General features: G+C 41.1%; 16 protein-coding genes and 1 tRNA gene. 8 read left to right on the plus strand and 9 right to left on the minus strand.

Annotation, left to right across the window (positions count from 1 at the left end):
• Positions 1-35 precede the first annotated feature (35 nt).
• Positions 36-878 (plus strand): aldo/keto reductase, encoded by an 843-nt coding sequence (locus GRFL_RS13470; RefSeq protein WP_083646139.1) that lies wholly within the window; start codon positions 36-38, stop codon positions 876-878.
• A gap of 63 nt (positions 879-941) precedes the next feature.
• A tRNA-Pro gene (locus GRFL_RS13475) sits at positions 942-1015 on the plus strand.
• A gap of 613 nt (positions 1016-1628) precedes the next feature.
• Here the strand turns inward: GRFL_RS13475 and GRFL_RS13480 are convergent.
• Both GRFL_RS13480 and GRFL_RS13485 read right to left on the minus strand, forming a co-directional pair.
• Positions 1629-2492 carry a DUF6090 family protein gene (locus tag GRFL_RS13480; RefSeq protein ID WP_083645122.1) on the minus strand — a complete coding sequence of 288 codons (864 nt, stop codon included), beginning with the start codon at positions 2490-2492 and terminating at the stop codon, positions 1629-1631.
• Positions 2489-3247, minus strand: coding sequence for a DUF6090 family protein (locus GRFL_RS13485; protein WP_083645123.1), 759 nt, complete (start codon positions 3245-3247; stop codon positions 2489-2491). Before GRFL_RS13485 ends, GRFL_RS13480 begins: the two co-directional genes overlap by 4 nt.
• Positions 3248-3706: 459 nt before the next feature.
• On the opposite strand from GRFL_RS13485, the gene GRFL_RS13490 reads away from it, so the two are divergent.
• Positions 3707-4471 (plus strand): DUF6090 family protein, encoded by a 765-nt coding sequence (locus tag GRFL_RS13490; RefSeq protein ID WP_083645124.1) that lies wholly within the window; start codon positions 3707-3709, stop codon positions 4469-4471.
• Between the two features lie 297 nt (positions 4472-4768).
• Positions 4769-5902: a hypothetical protein gene (locus GRFL_RS13495; protein ID WP_083645125.1), complete on the plus strand. Its 1134-nt coding sequence runs from the start codon at positions 4769-4771 to the stop codon at positions 5900-5902.
• A 223-nt stretch (positions 5903-6125) separates the two neighbouring features.
• On the opposite strand, the gene GRFL_RS13500 is transcribed toward GRFL_RS13495, so the two are convergent.
• From GRFL_RS13500 to GRFL_RS13515, 4 genes are all read right to left on the minus strand, one after another.
• Positions 6126-7370, minus strand: coding sequence for a hypothetical protein (locus tag GRFL_RS13500; RefSeq protein WP_157493001.1), 1245 nt, complete (start codon positions 7368-7370; stop codon positions 6126-6128).
• On the minus strand, positions 7370-8626 hold the full coding sequence (locus GRFL_RS18240; protein ID WP_083645127.1) for an OmpA family protein: 1257 nt from the start codon (positions 8624-8626) through the stop codon (positions 7370-7372). The genes GRFL_RS13500 and GRFL_RS18240 overlap by 1 nt, the downstream gene beginning before the upstream one ends.
• Positions 8627-8787: 161 nt before the next feature.
• Positions 8788-9639, minus strand: coding sequence for a DUF6597 domain-containing transcriptional factor (locus GRFL_RS13510; protein WP_083645128.1), 852 nt, complete (start codon positions 9637-9639; stop codon positions 8788-8790).
• 116 nt (positions 9640-9755) lie between these two features.
• Positions 9756-10217 carry a pyridoxamine 5'-phosphate oxidase family protein gene (locus tag GRFL_RS13515; protein WP_083645129.1) on the minus strand — a complete coding sequence of 154 codons (462 nt, stop codon included), beginning with the start codon at positions 10215-10217 and terminating at the stop codon, positions 9756-9758.
• 182 nt (positions 10218-10399) lie between these two features.
• Here GRFL_RS13515 and GRFL_RS13520 point away from each other — a divergent pair, with 182 nt between their 5' ends.
• The 4 genes from GRFL_RS13520 to GRFL_RS13535 all read left to right on the plus strand — a co-directional run bounded on the left by GRFL_RS13520 (position 10400) and on the right by GRFL_RS13535 (position 14047).
• Positions 10400-11248: a restriction endonuclease gene (locus tag GRFL_RS13520; protein WP_083645130.1), complete on the plus strand. Its 849-nt coding sequence runs from the start codon at positions 10400-10402 to the stop codon at positions 11246-11248.
• Entirely contained in the window at positions 11229-12605 is a 1377-nt protein-coding gene (locus tag GRFL_RS13525; RefSeq protein ID WP_083645131.1) for an MBL fold metallo-hydrolase RNA specificity domain-containing protein, read from the plus strand. The genes GRFL_RS13520 and GRFL_RS13525 overlap by 20 nt, the downstream gene beginning before the upstream one ends.
• Before the next feature lie 96 nt (positions 12606-12701).
• Positions 12702-13139 (plus strand): Hsp20/alpha crystallin family protein, encoded by a 438-nt coding sequence (locus tag GRFL_RS13530; RefSeq protein ID WP_083645132.1) that lies wholly within the window; start codon positions 12702-12704, stop codon positions 13137-13139.
• Between the two features lie 167 nt (positions 13140-13306).
• Positions 13307-14047 carry an energy transducer TonB gene (locus GRFL_RS13535; RefSeq protein ID WP_083645133.1) on the plus strand — a complete coding sequence of 247 codons (741 nt, stop codon included), beginning with the start codon at positions 13307-13309 and terminating at the stop codon, positions 14045-14047.
• 109 nt (positions 14048-14156) lie between these two features.
• Here the strand turns inward: GRFL_RS13535 and GRFL_RS18300 are convergent, their stop codons facing one another.
• From GRFL_RS18300 to GRFL_RS13545, 3 genes are all read right to left on the minus strand, one after another.
• On the minus strand, positions 14157-14279 hold the full coding sequence (locus GRFL_RS18300; protein WP_257787364.1) for a hypothetical protein: 123 nt from the start codon (positions 14277-14279) through the stop codon (positions 14157-14159).
• A 106-nt stretch (positions 14280-14385) separates the two neighbouring features.
• Positions 14386-15789, minus strand: coding sequence for an alpha/beta hydrolase family protein (locus GRFL_RS13540; RefSeq protein ID WP_083645134.1), 1404 nt, complete (start codon positions 15787-15789; stop codon positions 14386-14388).
• A gap of 78 nt (positions 15790-15867) precedes the next feature.
• Positions 15868-16461: a hypothetical protein gene (locus GRFL_RS13545; RefSeq protein ID WP_083645135.1), complete on the minus strand. Its 594-nt coding sequence runs from the start codon at positions 16459-16461 to the stop codon at positions 15868-15870.

The raw sequence follows: 16461 nt of genomic DNA on the forward strand, positions 1-16461 counted from the left end.
CTCCAAATTCCCTAACTTTCTCTGAAAAACAGGTTATGAAATTTCCAATTACTGATATTTCAGGAAAAATAGAACTTTCCAACGGACAAAAGATGCCTTATCTCGGCCTCGGGGTGTACAAAGCAAAGAGCGGTTCAGAAGTATATGACGCCGTTACATCCGCGCTGGAAAACGGTTACCGACTTATTGATACTGCGACCTTCTACGGAAACGAGGAAAGTGTGGGGAAAGCTATTAGAGAAAGCGGGATTTCCCGGGAGGAGATTTTCGTGACCACCAAACTCTGGATCGATGACCAGGGACCTAAAACCGCCGAAGCCTTCAATCGTTCTTTTGAAAAATTGGATATCGGGTATGTAGACCTGTACCTGATCCACTGGCCAGTTCCAGGAAAATACCTTGAAAGCTGGAAAGTATTGCAGGAGATCTATGACAACGGAATGGCAAAAGCTATTGGTGCCAGCAATTGCATGATTCATCATTTGGAGAGTCTTCAAAAAGCAGGAATGAAACCGATGCTGGTTCAAAACGAATTTCATCCGCGGTTGATTCAGCTGGATATTTTGAATTACTGCCACGAGCAACATATTGTTTACCAGGCGTGGTCGCCACTCATGCGCGGCCAGCTTCTCGATCATGATATCTTAAAGGAGATAGGGCAAAAATATGGGAAATCGGTAGCCCAGGTTCTGATCAGGTGGGACTTGCAGAAAGGGGTTTGCAGTATTCCGAAAAGTGTACACGCCGCAAGAATCAGGGAAAATGCAGAAATTTTTGATTTTGAACTCACTTCAGAAGAAATTCAGCAGATCGATAATCTGGACCGTAACAAAAGAACCGGCGCCCATCCAGATCATTTCATGGAACATTTTAACTAAAAATACTTCTGCTGTCTTTCTTTGAAATTTGGAATAAAGCTGTTTAATTTGCAATTCGAAAATCGGGATGTGGCGCAGTCTGGTAGCGTATACGCATGGGGTGCGTGGGGTCGCTGGTTCGAATCCAGTCATCCCGACTTTTAAATTTCATTTTGAAATAACCTAGAGGGTAATTATGTGTTTGTCATGTAGTTACCCTTTTTTTAATAGGTTCATTCCCTTTCTGATTAATTCATAAAACCTGTCAGTTACAACTGAAAACAAAAAGCTTCTGCGAATATTCACCTGCTAATTAATTAAAACTTTTTCTTCAGTTGGATCGATAAAAACATAAAAACCTGTTTAAAGTGACGTTCATTTTAAGCAATCGTTGGAAGTTATATTGCCTAGTCTCATACTTTCCGCTATTTCAGAAGTACAATGAACCGAAAGATGTTTCATCTTTTAACTAAGAAGGAATTTTCCCGAAAAAATGTCAGTTTTTATGAAGGTCAAAAAATTCAAACTCCTGTTCATTATGACTCATGCATTCATATTCTAAGCGATGCTGAGCTTTTTTGTTAGTAATTATTAATTATTACCGCTTGCTTTCAAATCACTTGTTTTAATGAAAACCTGCCTGCTGGCAATTCTTTCCATTAGCAGACAATGTTGTCCTTAGCATTAATAAAAAATTTCTGAACCCCTCCTGCAAAGTCTGACTGGTAGAAATAGGAATCTCCATTCCAATAGAGTGAAAGAGTGTTTATTTTAGAAACCAAGCCGAACTTTTTCTTTAAGAAACCTAATCGTTAGAATGTCTCTTTCAGTTTGGGATACATAGTCTCCTTCGTATTCTGACGTCCAATCCTCATCGGGCAGCGTTCGTAGAAGTGTAGGGTAGGTTGTTTTTTCATTCCCTAACAAAGAATCAATGCGTTTGTATAAGGAAATTGCCTGATACCGGTATTCATTAGAAACAGAAGCCATATTCCTCAATTTTAAATTATAGAGGAAAACTCTATTCTTAAAAAAAGGATCGTTTAGCAAATCGCCGGCGTTTTTCTGTGGATCTTTCCATAATGCCGTTCTATATTCGGTGGAGTCCAGCCTAAAAGCATCGGTAATAGTTCGCATAACTTCTTCTTTAATACTTTCGTTGTAGTCATCAATGGTGTTTTTGGTCTCCACAAAAATGGAATCTAAAAAAGGGAGAAGAACTTTATAACGCTCTGGCATCACTTTAGTATTCTGCATGATCCGGTTATAACTTCCTGTTTTATAACTAAAGGAAACATACTGTGTAAAGAAGAAGCCGCGGTTAGGATCATCCATAAGTTCGTCTATGGTTAGGGAGTCATTCAGAACATCTTTAGCCAAACTCATATTTTTGATATACAGATCATTGATGCGTTTAGCATCTTTTATATCGGTCACCAGTTCTTTTTGCAATTGGCGTAGAATAGCCTGGGTATTTTTATCTTCTTTATAATCCTGATAGGTACTGTTGATTCCCAGCGCAATCAAAATTCCTATGACTACCAGAATGATCTCACCAATGGCATAGATTAAATAGCGAGTGAATCTGCTTTCACGAAGCAGCCGCTGCCGAATATTTCTAAAGAATTTGATCATTCCTCCTGGTATTTTGAGAGTTCACCGTTAATTTCCCTTAAGATTTCTTCGGTTTTATTTAAAAGAATGATGGCTTGATTTACAGTGAAACCGATGTAAATCATTTCTTTGACAAGCACATTTTGAAAATTCCGATCTTGTATTAATTCGTCAAAATCAGAAGTGATAAAACTCAGGGATGTATCGAGTTGAAAGTTTCTTCTATACAGTTCTGCAAGGGAAATATGCTTTTCTAGAATGGGACGGTGTTCATTTAGAACTAAATCAAAGGTCTCTTTTTCATTCTTCTTAAAAACTGAAATATAGGATGGATAGGCGGTTAGATGCTTTTTAAGACTATCTTTTGTAATGAGTTGGAGATTTTCAGAGCTCAGCAAAACATTGAGTCCACTTTCAATAATTTCGGTATTATAAAACCCGGAAATAGATAAAAAATCCTTGATAGAATCATTCATCAACTGGTTGGTATTTCCCAGGAAAGTCAATTGTGATTCCAGTCGATGTTCGATTTTCGGATAGCTATTTAAAGCTTTTTGGAGATTCTTTTGGTTCGTTTGGAAATCTTCCTGTAATGCAGAAAGCAGCTTGATTTCTTTGATTTTTTCCTTTCGATCCTCGTTCCAGTTATTGATCTGTAGCGCGATCAAAATCCCGATCACCACCAAAATGATTTCGCCTATTGCATAAACTATATAACGTGTGAAACGGTTCTCACGTACTAATTTTTCGCGGATATGTCGGAATAGTTTAGCCACCTGCCTGAAAATACTAAATAACTGAAAATTAGTGTACTATATCGTGTGAAAAATAAACCGATCTACAGCAATCCGACGAAAGCTTATAATTTGAAGTTAATCAGTAGAAATTAATGTAAACCGAATTATAAGTTGACTGAAAAGCCTGATGAATTACAGGTTATTATAACATGTCAAAGTATTGACATGCTGTCCAACGGTTGAGAATGTCAACCAAATATTACAAATTACGAAACTGCTTTTTTAAACCGAACAACTTTCTATTCCAGTTTAGCTTTGACGATATTCGTAGATTTTTAGTCATAATTCTTTCAATACTTTTCCAGCACTTACCTAAACAGTAACTGTTACTCTATTAAAATTTTGAACATTTTTGTAGTAGTAAGTCTCTCAATGACAGTATTTTGTATTTTAGAAGGCAATATCCCTTACTTCCCTACAATTTTTAATTGTATGTAAATGATACACTTCTTTCGCCGTTATCGGCAAAGTTTGTTTAAAGGTAACCGTTTCACCCGCTACCTGGTCTATGCTTTGGGGGAAATTGTGCTGGTGGTGATTGGGATTATGATCGCTATCCAGTTAAATGAATGGAACGCCAATCGGAAGCTTCAAAATGAGAATTATTTATATATCCGGAAAATGATTGGGGACCTTAAGGCCACACAATCACGCCTGGACTTACTGCTCCACCAAAACGATCCCGTATGGCCAAGTTTTAAGCAGGCCGTAAAAAATGCCGACACGCTTCTTAAACTAAGTTATGCCGGGTTTTCGGAAGAGGATATTGATTTCATCGGTAAAACAACAGCTTTTCAGGGCGGTTCCATGCTGAATATTACTGATAACACCTATCAGGAATTAATGGGCACAGGAAAACTCTATACGTTAGGATCAGATTCTCTCGTTGCTTCTATAGTTCGATATTACACCATTTGTGAACGGGAGGAAATCTATAATATCAGCAACCGTGATTTGCTGTGGCATGGGCTTCAGGTTTCTGAAAAAGGCTTCGGAAAGATGAAAATGGATTATGAATTAGCCACTAATTTTGAGCTGTCAGATTATCCATTTTATTTCGATCCGAAATCTGAAGAATACCATAATTACCAGATAACCTTGAGATATTTATTATTAGGCCAGCGTATCAATATGTCAAAAATTGAAATGTTGATCAGAGAAACTGAAACCCTCCAGCTCCAATTAAAGCATGCCTTGCCCTAGTTGATGATTGCTGGATATGAGTGCGCCAATTTGTAATAACTGTGGAAGTTTTCTTGGCGAGCAGGTTTTAATTATGTCTTATACTGAATTATCAAAAATTTACTTACCAGGGGGCATTTGCTTGTCATTAAGATTAAATGTTAGATTTGAAAAGTTTAAAGATTTTCTAACAAACTGAAACGTTTTTTAAAGTTAATACACTGCATCCCTTTTGCGTCAAAATTTCTTTCGATAAAACTGTTAAATGAAACTTAAAATAGTATTTTCACACTATTCTCGAAACCTTAAAAAAATTCTATGATTAAAAATCAACTTAAGATTGGTCTTATGAGCCTGCTGTTGGTAGGTTTGACCATTTCATGTGAAAAGAGCGAAGAAGTTTCTACAATGGAACCCGTGAATTCGAATTCCAATTCTTCATCAAAAATTCAGCTAGAGGATTTATCCCTCAGCGATCAGAGTAAAGGGGCTTTACCAGAAACTTCTGAGAACTTGGGCGATCTTTTTCGAAATGCCGTTACTCCCAGCGAGTGTGGTCCAACTGAATTAGCTCAAGTTCAATCAAAATACATTAATGCTATTAGAGAAGAACCACTAGCATTGGCATATAATAGGCTCTATTCTAATTTAAACCTTTATTTTAGTTATTTCCTGGATGATTCTGAGCAGTATTTTGGAGAAAATGGAGATTATACCCAATTGATGCAAAAACGACAACGTGAATTGGCTGAGTTTTGGTCCATGCCAGTAACAATCAAAGTGCAGGGACAGCATACGGCCAATTTAGATAACCGTGATAATGTAGCTGCCGTCTTCTACAATTTCTATGGATACAGAACAGAAGATGGCGAATTAATACCGCTAACTATCGATCAGGCTTATCAACAGGCAGATCTTATTATGAGTCTAAACGAAGCCTCTCCCAACTTACCTGAAAATCCCTATTTCGCAACAGAAGGTTTTGCCTCTTCTAATCGTACGATCGTGATTGGTGACGGGCTACCTTCCTGGTTGGCTGAAACCGGGATCGATGAAGGAATCGTATGGACAGGTATTCTGGCTCATGAATGGGCTCATGAAATTCAATTTTTGAATAATTCAGTATGGTATCCAACTGGGGCTGCTGATAATGCTCCGGAAGCTACCAGATATACCGAATTGGAGGCCGACTTTTTCGCATCTTATTTTATGACCCATAAGCGTGGTGCGACTTATAACTGGAAGAGAGTCATAGACTTTTACGATCTGTTCTTTCAGATTGGTGATTGTAGCTTTACCAACCAGGGCCATCATGGTACGCCACTTCAAAGAATGGCAGCCGCCAGAGCGGGTTATGAGCTTGCTTCAGAAATGCAGAAGCAAGGGCACATTTTGACTATGGATGAAGTCCATAATGCCTATTTGGCCGCATTTGATCACATCGTACAGTAATATTTTATATTGCAATTAATAAAAAAGCGCCGGCCAACCCGGCGCTTTTTTCATTTTAAAAACGACTGAATTTTGATCCTCGATGACATTTTAAGAGATCTACAAATAGTGATTTTAATATTTCCAAAAACACTACGAATCCAGTGATGAGAAGATCTGAAAGATTTTTCATTATTATGAAAAACTCAAACAGCTATTCCAATCTATGCTATTTTACCACTTTTTATTTAACATTCTTAATCTCTTTTTCAAATTTCGTTTCCACTTCCTGTAGTTTGGTATTCATTTCCATAAAAACCTCCACATTCTTATTGATAAGTTCCATAGGTTTTTCGGCATGATCGGTTTTGAGCTTGTCGAACTGTCGTTTATAAATGTCCAGAACATTCGATTTTTCATTCACCTTATCCAATTGCAGCTTATATACCGTCATTTTCTTTTCGCTGGGATATTCCTTTGCGCTTTCTTTTTTCAGTTTTTCACTAATCTGCTGTTTTTCAACTTTGAGATCGGCCTTCTGGATTTCGATTTTCTGAACCGGGTCCATAAAAGAATTCGCGGCAGCATACACATCTTCGATCTTTCCGTCGCCTTTGGCCATCTGTTTCATAATGTCCATCATTTTTTGCTGGTCGGCATCTTTTAGTTTCTGGGCCTTTTTCCGAAGATTTTTTTCTTCAGGGTCCTCTATCTTCTGAAGGCTTTCCACAAAAACATTCTGAGCTTCGGCCTGGCTGTTGGCCATGCTTTCGATCTGTTCATTCAGAAATACCGAAACCGACTCATAATCCTGACCGTTAAAAGTATAATCCGCGTTTTTTTCGGTCACAAGATTGATCTGAAACTGGTGGCTGGCACTGCTGATCTTTGTGATGAGAAAAGTTCTGTTCGAAACATTCAGGTAGCCTAAACCAAGCCAGGAAACACAAAAAGAATTATCCTTCAGGAAAGCATCGGTGTATTTACTGATATAAAACTTCATGTCTCCGGCAGTTTCCGCGTTACTGTGCTCATATTCTTCGGAATAAAAATCGCCTTTTTCGCCCATGTTCACCGTTTGCCCGGTAGGCTGCATATTCCTGAAATAAGCCATGAAATAAGCCATATTTGAAAGGTCCTGACCCGCAAACAAAACCGGCTTATGGATCCTGAAACTGCGCCTTTTATGATCTTCCTGCTCTACGGTGTAGAGAAACTGCTCTTCATGCTGCGGAAAAGTAATCTGGTAATCCAGGTTTTGCCCACCTTCGTACTGGCTGAAAAAATCTTTTTCCAGCAACGAATACCCTGAAGAGGTGTTAAAATAAATATATGATCGCACGATTTTTCCATCCATCTTGAGTTCGAAATCGATCTTTTTGTCAAAGTGAAAAGACTGGTCCAGTTTATACGGGCTTTCTGGCTGTTCCTGGGCGATCACTTGAAAACTGGCGAAAACCAGGAAAAAGTAGATTAATTTTTTCATCATCAAATTTTTACAAATTCCACCCTTCTGTTCTGCGCTTTTCCCGCGGCATCGTCATTGCTGGCCACGGGCAGCGATTCTCCTTTTCCGGAAGTGGTAATCCTTTGTGCCGAAATTCCGAAATCCTGCACCAGTTTGCTTTTGACTGAAGCTGCTCGTTTTTCTGAAAGTTGTTGATTAAATGCGGTTTCCCCGTCACTATCGGTATGGCCAATGATTTGGATGTTTAGCTCACCATCGCCAAGTGCTTCGGCAATCGTTTTCAGTACACCGTACGACTCCGGTTTGATAACGTCTGATCCTGAATCGAATAGAATCCCGGTAGTGGAAAAAGATCCCTCGGTCAGCAATTTGTTCCGAAGATCCACGCCACCTTCAGCGATCTTGAAGTTCGTGATGAGCAATTGCTCGGAGTTATCATTGAAGCCGCGAGGGTAAAGTTTAAAATAACTGGCTTTTCCTTCGTTCAGTAATCGTGGCACATCCACCGTTTTTTCTTCGTTCAGCCAAACGCGTAGCCGGGTTTTGTTCACGGCTACCGACACATGGAACTGGTTTTGGATCACATCCCGAATATCGTTCTCAATCTTGTTATAAATTTCCTGCTGGCCGTTGGAGTTCTTCCTCACCTGGATGCCCGGGTCGATGAACAGGCAGAAAGGAATCATGACCGAGGAGGACGTGGCGGCTTTGCGGTAACCGTTTTCTGCATCGAACCAAAGCTCTAGCATGGCCTGAGAACTGGTTTTAGTTGTGAGGCCCCGGGCCTGCAGGTCGAATTCGATAGTATACTCTGCGGGCAGTTTTTGAGTGTGCGGCAGGTAAGAAGATTTGTTGGCGAGCATCAACCATTTATCATTGCTATTGCTGAGGTTTACCACCTCTCCCGAACCATTGGTGTCCCATTTCGCGGGAAAATCCCCCGGATTATCTGCGGAAAAATTATCAAAAACGAGGATCTTATCACCGGGCACAAAATCGAAATTCTGGTAAAGAGAAGACGAACTTTCAGCAGGGCTTTCTAAGGTTTCAGGATTTTTTTGCGAAGAAGTATTGGCATTTTGCGGTTCTTTTTTGGTCAGCACACTGTCAATCGCGGCATCGGTTTTTTTGGACACCTCGCGATCGGTTCTGTTCAGAATGGTTCTTTCAGCAGCGCGCTCGGCACTTTTTTTCAGTTTTTTGAGGATCTGGCCTTCTGCGGAAAAGCTGGAAAGTAGCATGGCCGCCAGCAGGGCCAAAATGGAAATTTTTTTCATGATGTTGAGTTTTGTGTAATGAATGCTTGGATTAGGCTCGCAATCAGTTTAAAATAGGGGTAATTTTCCGAAGCAACTTTGTAAAAAAGCGTCCTTTTTAGGAAATAATAATGGAGTAAAAAAATTGCATTTCAGGGATAATAATTGATCGGCATCGAAGATCAGTCGGCTAATTCCCGGAAGGCATTTATCCAAACCGCCTGTTCGATGGCGGTAAGTTTAATAAACGGATACTGTGATAGATCGAACTCGCTGGGATTCATACCGAGATAATCCTTAAAACTTTTAGAATAATGGGCGCTATCGTAAAAATAGAGCGGCGCAGCGGAAGAGGCAAAATTTGGCGATTGCTGGCTAAACGACGAAAAAAGGAAATTATAGCGAATGATTTTGATGTATAGCAGGGGAGAAATTCCCACCATTTCCTTGAATTTTTTCTGAAAATAACGCGTACTTACCTTGAATCTGCCAACCAGCTCTTCAATTGAAATGATTCCCTTTTGCTGCATAATGAGATCCACGGCGATATCGATAAAATTTGATTTAGGCCTGGAGTGTTTGAGCTGTTTCAAAAAGATCTCATCGAGTAACGCCAGTATTTCAGAAGTTTTGGTTTCCTTTTCAAAGACATCGGAAAAATTTTTCAGGTGATCAGCGAACAGGTTTCTGGGGTTCATCCCGGTGTTAATGATCCTGGAAACATCAATTTTAAAAAGCTGGGCAATCGCAGTAGGTTTCAGGCAGGCAGCGATCACTTGGAGATCAGGTTCGCGGGTGAACATTTCATAAGGAATCGTTGTCTGGACATTAAGGAAATAGGCTTCGGTTTCGTATGTAAAATCATCAATCTTCACCTGCATCCGACCTTTCTTCTGAAAACCAATGAAGCTACAACCCGTTGGCAGGCAGAGATAACCCCGGTTTTGATAAGCCTGCGCCGATTGCCAGTCCATTTCAAAATAGAAAAGAACAAAGTCTTTTAGATCTGGATGCGCCTGGAATTTCCTGAACATGCCGGTAGATTCGGTAAAAAGAGCTGATCGGAGTTTACACTTTGCTTAAACCCCAGATAATTAAATTCTAAAATACTGGTAATTAGATTTTTAAATATAATGAAATAAAAACATCTTTACTCCGCAACGCTTGATTCTGACCGACCACTGCATTCTTCCAGCTGTATACGATATACGATTGGGTAGCGGTCATTCTCCACTTTATTCGAAAACTCGCTTAGATACTGAACGCTTGTATTTTTTGTCTGGCTAATCAGATCTTTGACGCCTTCGGAAAACCGGTGAAGCAAACTCTTGGCATCGATGCCTTTTTCTTCGCGATATCTTCCGTAGACCAAAACCGATTTCCAGTCGTGCAGTCCTGGAATTTCATCTACCTGAAACGCGACCTGGGGGTGTTTTCGCATAGCCCTGATCTTTTCCCCTTCGCCGGAATAACTGATGATGCAGTGATACGACTCATCGTAGAAATAGGTGACGGGAATGATCTCTACACGATCGCGGTGGAGATACCCCAACCGGCCGATGTATTTTGATTTAAGGAAATCCAGGCATTCTTTTTTAGTCAACGTTTTCATCGCGTTTCATTTTGGAATTTGGATTCAAATTAACCTGAAAACCAGGTTTTTTTGAAATGACAAACGTCAGTTTTTCTGAAATTTTCACGTTTTTATTTTAATTTATTTTTTCTCCTCTAAAACTGATCCTTCTCATAAATTGAAGCGTGCATTTTGAGTAATTTCAGGATGAATATCAGCTTATGAGAAACGCCAACACATCCAGGTATCAAATCCGGAAGAATTCCGGCGAACTGGCGACCTTTTCCGCAGAAAAACTTAGAAGATCGCTGCTGAAGAGTGGGGCAGGAGTCGAGGTGGCAGAGAACGTGCTTCGGGAAGTCTCCAGAGAGTTATACGATGGCATCACCACCCGCGAGATCTACCGAAAGGCTTTTAATTTGCTTCATGGGCATGGCAGTCACTTTGCCTGCAGGTACAGTTTGAAAAAGGTCATTTATGAGATGGGACCTTCGGGCTTTCCTTTTGAAAAACTCGTGGGATATATTTTTCAGAAAAAGAATTATAAAGTTCAGTGGAACCAGGTGTTACAGGGCAGGTGCGTGACCCACGAGGTCGATCTGGTCCTGGAAAAAGATCGAAAAACTGCTTTCGTGGAATGTAAATTTCACAGTGAAGAAGGGCGCAACTGTGATGTGAAAGTCCCGCTCTACATCCATTCGCGTTTTGAAGATATTTCTCAGCGTTCCGGAGCTCAAAAGTATTCCGGGTGGGTAGTGACCAATACTCGTTTTACGCTCGATGCTCTGGAATATGGGAATTGTGTGGGGCTTTCGCTTTTAAGCTGGGATTACCCAAAAGCTAAAGGTTTGAAAGACCTGGCCGATCAATTCAAGATATACCCGATCACGGTTTCCAGTTTGCTTTCTGCGGAAGAAAAACAAAGTTTGTTGGAGAAGGGTCACGTGCTGGCTTCTGAAATACTCCAGTACCCGGAACTCCTGCAAAAAGAAAAAATTTCTACCGAAAGAAAGGAGAGGATCATAAAGGAACTTCAAAAGATCATGCACCATGAAAACGGAAAAAATTGAAGTACATTTTTTAGGAGCGGCGGGTACGGTTACCGGCTCCAAATTCCTGGTAGAAACGCCCGGCTGTTCCATATTGATCGACTGCGGCTTCTTCCAGGGGCTTAAAGATTTACGATTAAAGAACTGGGAAGACCTTCCGGTAAATGTTCCCAAAATTGACTATGTACTGCTCACGCATGGGCACCTTGACCATGTTGGCTATTTACCAAGACTGGTGATGCAGGGATTTAAAGGGAAGATTTTGGGCAACGCACCCACTTTGGAAATTGCCGAGATCATTTTAAAAGACACTGCGAAGATTCAGGAAGAAGAGGCCGAGAAAGCCAACAAGGAAGATTTTTCCAAACACCAGCCAGCCTTGCCATTATATGACCTGGAAGATGTGGAGCGCACGATCCAGGCCTTTGAGACTGTTCATAGCGGGGAGTGGATTTCGCTTCGGGAAAGCATCAGGTTTCGGCATCAGCTAGGTGGTCATATCCTGGGTGCCGGTTTTATCGAACTGGAAATCGATGAAAGGCGGCTGGTCTTTTCCGGGGATATCGGGCGAAATGATGATCTGTTGCTCCAAGCTCCTAACAAACCCAAATGGGCCGATGTTCTTTTTCTGGAAAGTACCTATGGCAACCGGCTCCATCTTCAGGAAAATGTAGAAGAACTGCTGAAAACGGCAGTATTGGATATCATTGCTGAAAATGGGATCCTTTTAATTGCCTGTTTTGCGGTGGAGCGACTGCAATTATTGAGTTTTTTACTTTGGAAATTATTCCGAAGCAATAAAATTCCGAATCTTCCAGTATATGTAGACAGTCCCATGGGAACGGATGTCACGAAACTTTTTGCGGAATATCATGAATACCATAAGCTCAGTACTTCGGAATTTTCTAGTATGAGCAGTTATTTTGAGCAGGTAAGTTCCTATCGCCGTACCTGGGAGATCATCGATGAGAATAGACCAAGGATCGTTCTGGCCGGCAGCGGGATGCTTACCGGTGGGCGTATTCTTACTTACCTCACGCGTTTTCTGGAGGTGCCTTCTACGAGGCTGATGCTCACCGGTTTTCAGGCTGAAGGAACCCGTGGCCGCGACTTGCTGGAAGGCGCCAGGGAAATCAAAATCTGGGGGAAATATTACCAGGTAAAAGCGCAGATCCTGAAGCTGGAAAGTTTATCAGCACATGCAGACCAGGCAGAACTGATGGAATGGTGTACGGATATTCGGAATATTCCCGAACAGGTGTTCCTTATCCATGGGGAAGAACCGGCTGCGGCAGCTTTGAAACTTCAGCTAGCGGAACACTATGGCTGGTTTGTTTCCATCCCGTCACTCAACCAAAAGATTCAGCTTTTTCCGTAGCAGAAAAGCACCAAAAACTGACATTCGTCATATGTTTTTTTTTGAATGCGGAGTAGCTTAGCTGGAGAATTAGCTTTCAATTTAAAATTTGTAGTCATGTCATTAGTTAAGTCCCACAAAAAGAGATTTCCATGGATGAATGGTGACACACCATGGAGCCTGGAAAATTTATTTGATGACGACTTCTTTAAGATCAACAGAAGTTTGCCAGCAATGAACGTGAAAGAACATGAGGATGATTTCGAGATCGAATTTGCGGCTCCGGGATTTTCGAAAGAAGATTTCGAAGTGAGCATTGAGGATGATCTTCTTTATGTTTCTGCAGAACAAAGTGAAGAAGACTTTGAAGACGATGATAACTTTACCCGAAAGGAATTCAGTTATTCCAGTTTTCACAGGACTTTTCAATTACCAAAAAGTATCGATTTTAAAAAAGAGGTGGTGGCCACCTATAAAAATGGCGTCTTAAAACTACAACTCGCAAAAGAAAAAGAGGCCATGAATAGATCAAGAAAGGACATTGTGGTCACCTAGGTTTGGGAGAACCTCAGGAAAAGCCGGGATATCGTCCCGGCTTTTTTTATAAAGCTTTTCAAACATGATCAGCGTCATATTTATTCCGTCAAAGTCAGGCTAATTTTAGGGTAGAAATCAGGAGCGATCCTGGAAACTGAACCTTCGAACTTTCAAATTTTAGAGCCATGTTACCCAAAAAAAATCCCAAAGCCGATCTCAGCCGAAACAGCCTGATCTTTTTCCAGATCGGGCTAATCGTCATGCTGGGTATTTCTTATCTGGCCATCGAATGGCATTTTGATAGTCGGCCTGCGGTAGATCTGCAGCAACTCGATATGGAAACAGAACGAATCGTGGATGTACCGGTGACCGAATTACGGGAAAAACTTCCTCCGCCACCCCCACCGCCTCCAGCCCCGGAAGTGATTGAAGTGATTGAGGACAATTCCGTGTTAGAAGAAAGCACTATTCAGTCTACTGAAACCAACCTGAACGATAAGATCGAAGTGGTGGAGGTGACCGATATTAAAGAAGAAAAGATCGCAGAAGAGATCGAAGATGTGCCTTTTGTGATCATTGCCAATGTCCCGGTTTACCCGGGTTGTGAAAACCAAAAAGGCAATGACGCGAAAAAACAATGTATGTCTGGTAAGATCCAGGAACTGGTCAAGAGAGAATTCAGAACAGAACTGAGTGCGGAACTGGGGCTTAAAGGCATTAACAAAATTTACGTGATCTTCCGCATCAATGACAAAGGCGATGTAGAGAATATCCAGGCGAGAGGTCCACATCCTGCGCTGGAGGCAGAGGCCGAAAGGGTAGTGAAACTCATCCCGAAGATGGAACCGGGAAGACAACGTGATCGTGCGGTTGGAGTGCTGTACACCTTGCCCATCATTTTTGAAGTAAGAAACCAATCTATTTAAATACCAGGTTTAGTCGGTGCTTTCATATGTAAACCTGAATTCAGGAGATTGCCGGTGTGAATTAGTCATAATTTCGGCAATCTTCTGAATGATTTAGGGTGTTCGTTTGCTAGATGCTGTATTCCATAAGAGCAGTTTCCAGAAGATACAATTCTATAGGTTTCTGAATTCTTTTGAACATTTGCTGGCGAACACCTTCTGTTCTTTTATGGAAATGGATTCCGCTGCTCATTTTTTAATTCTTGCAGCTAGAATTGCCATCCAGTATCTAAAGTAAAAAAGAGGATCCTTCCGTCAGCGATTCCATATTCCGCTACTGCAATTCGAAGTTCAAACCTTCAAATTTCATGCAGTACCCAATTACCAATTTTTTCAAGAATTTTCGGACTCATAGTTTGTTCGATCTGCGGGTACTCAGTGATCTGGCCGGTTTTGCTTTCCTGGAACAGGTGATTGAGACCGGGCATCAGAACGACCTCGTACTTTTCAGCGTGGCTTTTTTGTAAGGCTTTTTCCACTGGTTCCAGGTGGTATTTGGGTGGCACCTGGGTATCGTGACTTCCGTATAAAGCCAAGGCCGGAACATCCAGTTTGCTAATTTCTACTGATGGATCGTAATTGTAAAAATAGCGGATCCACGGATTGGTTCTACTTTCAACCAGGTTTTCAATAAATTCAGCTTTATCGATAGTTGCCGGGAGAATGGAGGCTAACATTTCAGAGTGCTGATAGAAGGACCTCAATTCATTTTTTACTGCGGCAGCGTCTTTATCCGAAGCCGCGATATCAATGGCCTTCTTTACATACGTTTGATACTGTTCTTCGTCCTTGACCGGGAAATTTCGGTAATCCAGGGCCTGTTGCAGGGAAACCTGTTTACCCTTAACACCGGTGCCCGCTAACATGATAATAAAGGAAACATCTTCTGAAATATTTGCCACCTTGGGAGCGATAATGGCTCCTTCGCTATGGCCTATCAAACCTATCTTGTTATTGCCGATATCTGATCTGCTCTTTAGATATTTGATGATCTTCAGGACATCATTAGAAAAGTCGGCCGTGGTCACTTTTTCGAAATTTCCGGTCGATTCGCCGATTCCACGATCATCATACCGTAAGACCGCGATTCCTTTTCGTGTAAGATAATCGGCCAGGACCCAAAAAGGTTTATGTCCCATATAGGATTCATCGCGATCCTGGGGACCACTGCCAGAGATCAATATGACCACCGGTGTATTTTGGCCAAATTCCCGGGGTAGGGTCAAGGTTCCGGCCAGTAGAAGATTTTCTTCCGGATTTGGGATTTTTACATCTTCCACCAGGTACGGGTACGGTTTAACAGGTTCCTGAGGCCTTTTGGGAGTTTCTGCTTGCTTTACATTTTCTTCCTTTGAAAGGCTTAACGGAACGCTATTTAGGCCTTCCTGAAAAGTACCGTGAATTTTCCCTGCTTCCTTATCCCAATTTCCGCTGAATTTAAAGCCGAGGTTAGAAGCGTCAATGATCAGGTTTTTCTCTATCAGCTTCGTGGACGCCGGCTGAAGTTCCTTTAAACCCTGGCTGGGAATTGCCAGTTGGGTAATAAGTTCATCCTGATCTTTTGAAATTTCGAAGATGAAAAGCATGGTTTTACCGGGTTGAACTTCCAGATCTCCCTGCCAGGTTCCTTCAATAGACTGCGCATATAGCTCATTGAGGAAAATGGATACTATTAGCAATAACGTAATCATAATGGTTTTCATAAGAATGTTGAGTTTAGGGCATAGCTATCCGTCTGCTGAAGTTTCAGCTGATAGCAATACGGGTATTTAAACAATGGTTTAGTGGTTAATGTCGGAGAGCAGCTTCTCGGTGGCTTCCAAAGATTTTTTGTAAGACCGGAAGACCCAAAATGCAAATCCTAAAAAAGCAATGATGGAAATTGGAAAAGTCAGGGTCCAGAAATGCTCGGTTTCACTGAGGTCTACACCTTTAATAGCTGAAAGTACAGGAATGGCTACGATCAGTAAAAACAGTCCTAATGACACGTTCAATTTTTGAAATTTTTGAAACCTCATCTTCCGTTTTCCGAAATCATTTAAAGTGTCTAAATAAGTTTTCGAGGAGATGGGTAAATTTTGCATAAGATTCAGACTGCGTAAGGAAATTACCGGCAGTGTAAGGAGCAAACCAATCGCAATGATCGCGAAGATCTTTTCAGCCAAAGGATCTATTTTTACAAAATTCATGATTAAATAAACGGCTCCAAGGTAACAGATGATCGTGCCTATCATTTCAGGATACCTGATTTTATTCAATTTTGAATGATACTTCTGTTCGGTTACCTTTTCAAGAAGGTTCTTAGTGAGCAACTCCTGTTTTTCTACTTTTTTGCTCATTCCTTCCCATAAATTTTTCATCTCTTCTAATTCCAT

Source organism: Christiangramia flava JLT2011 (assembly GCF_001951155.1).
Classification (GTDB): Bacteria; Bacteroidota; Bacteroidia; order Flavobacteriales; family Flavobacteriaceae; genus Christiangramia; species Christiangramia flava.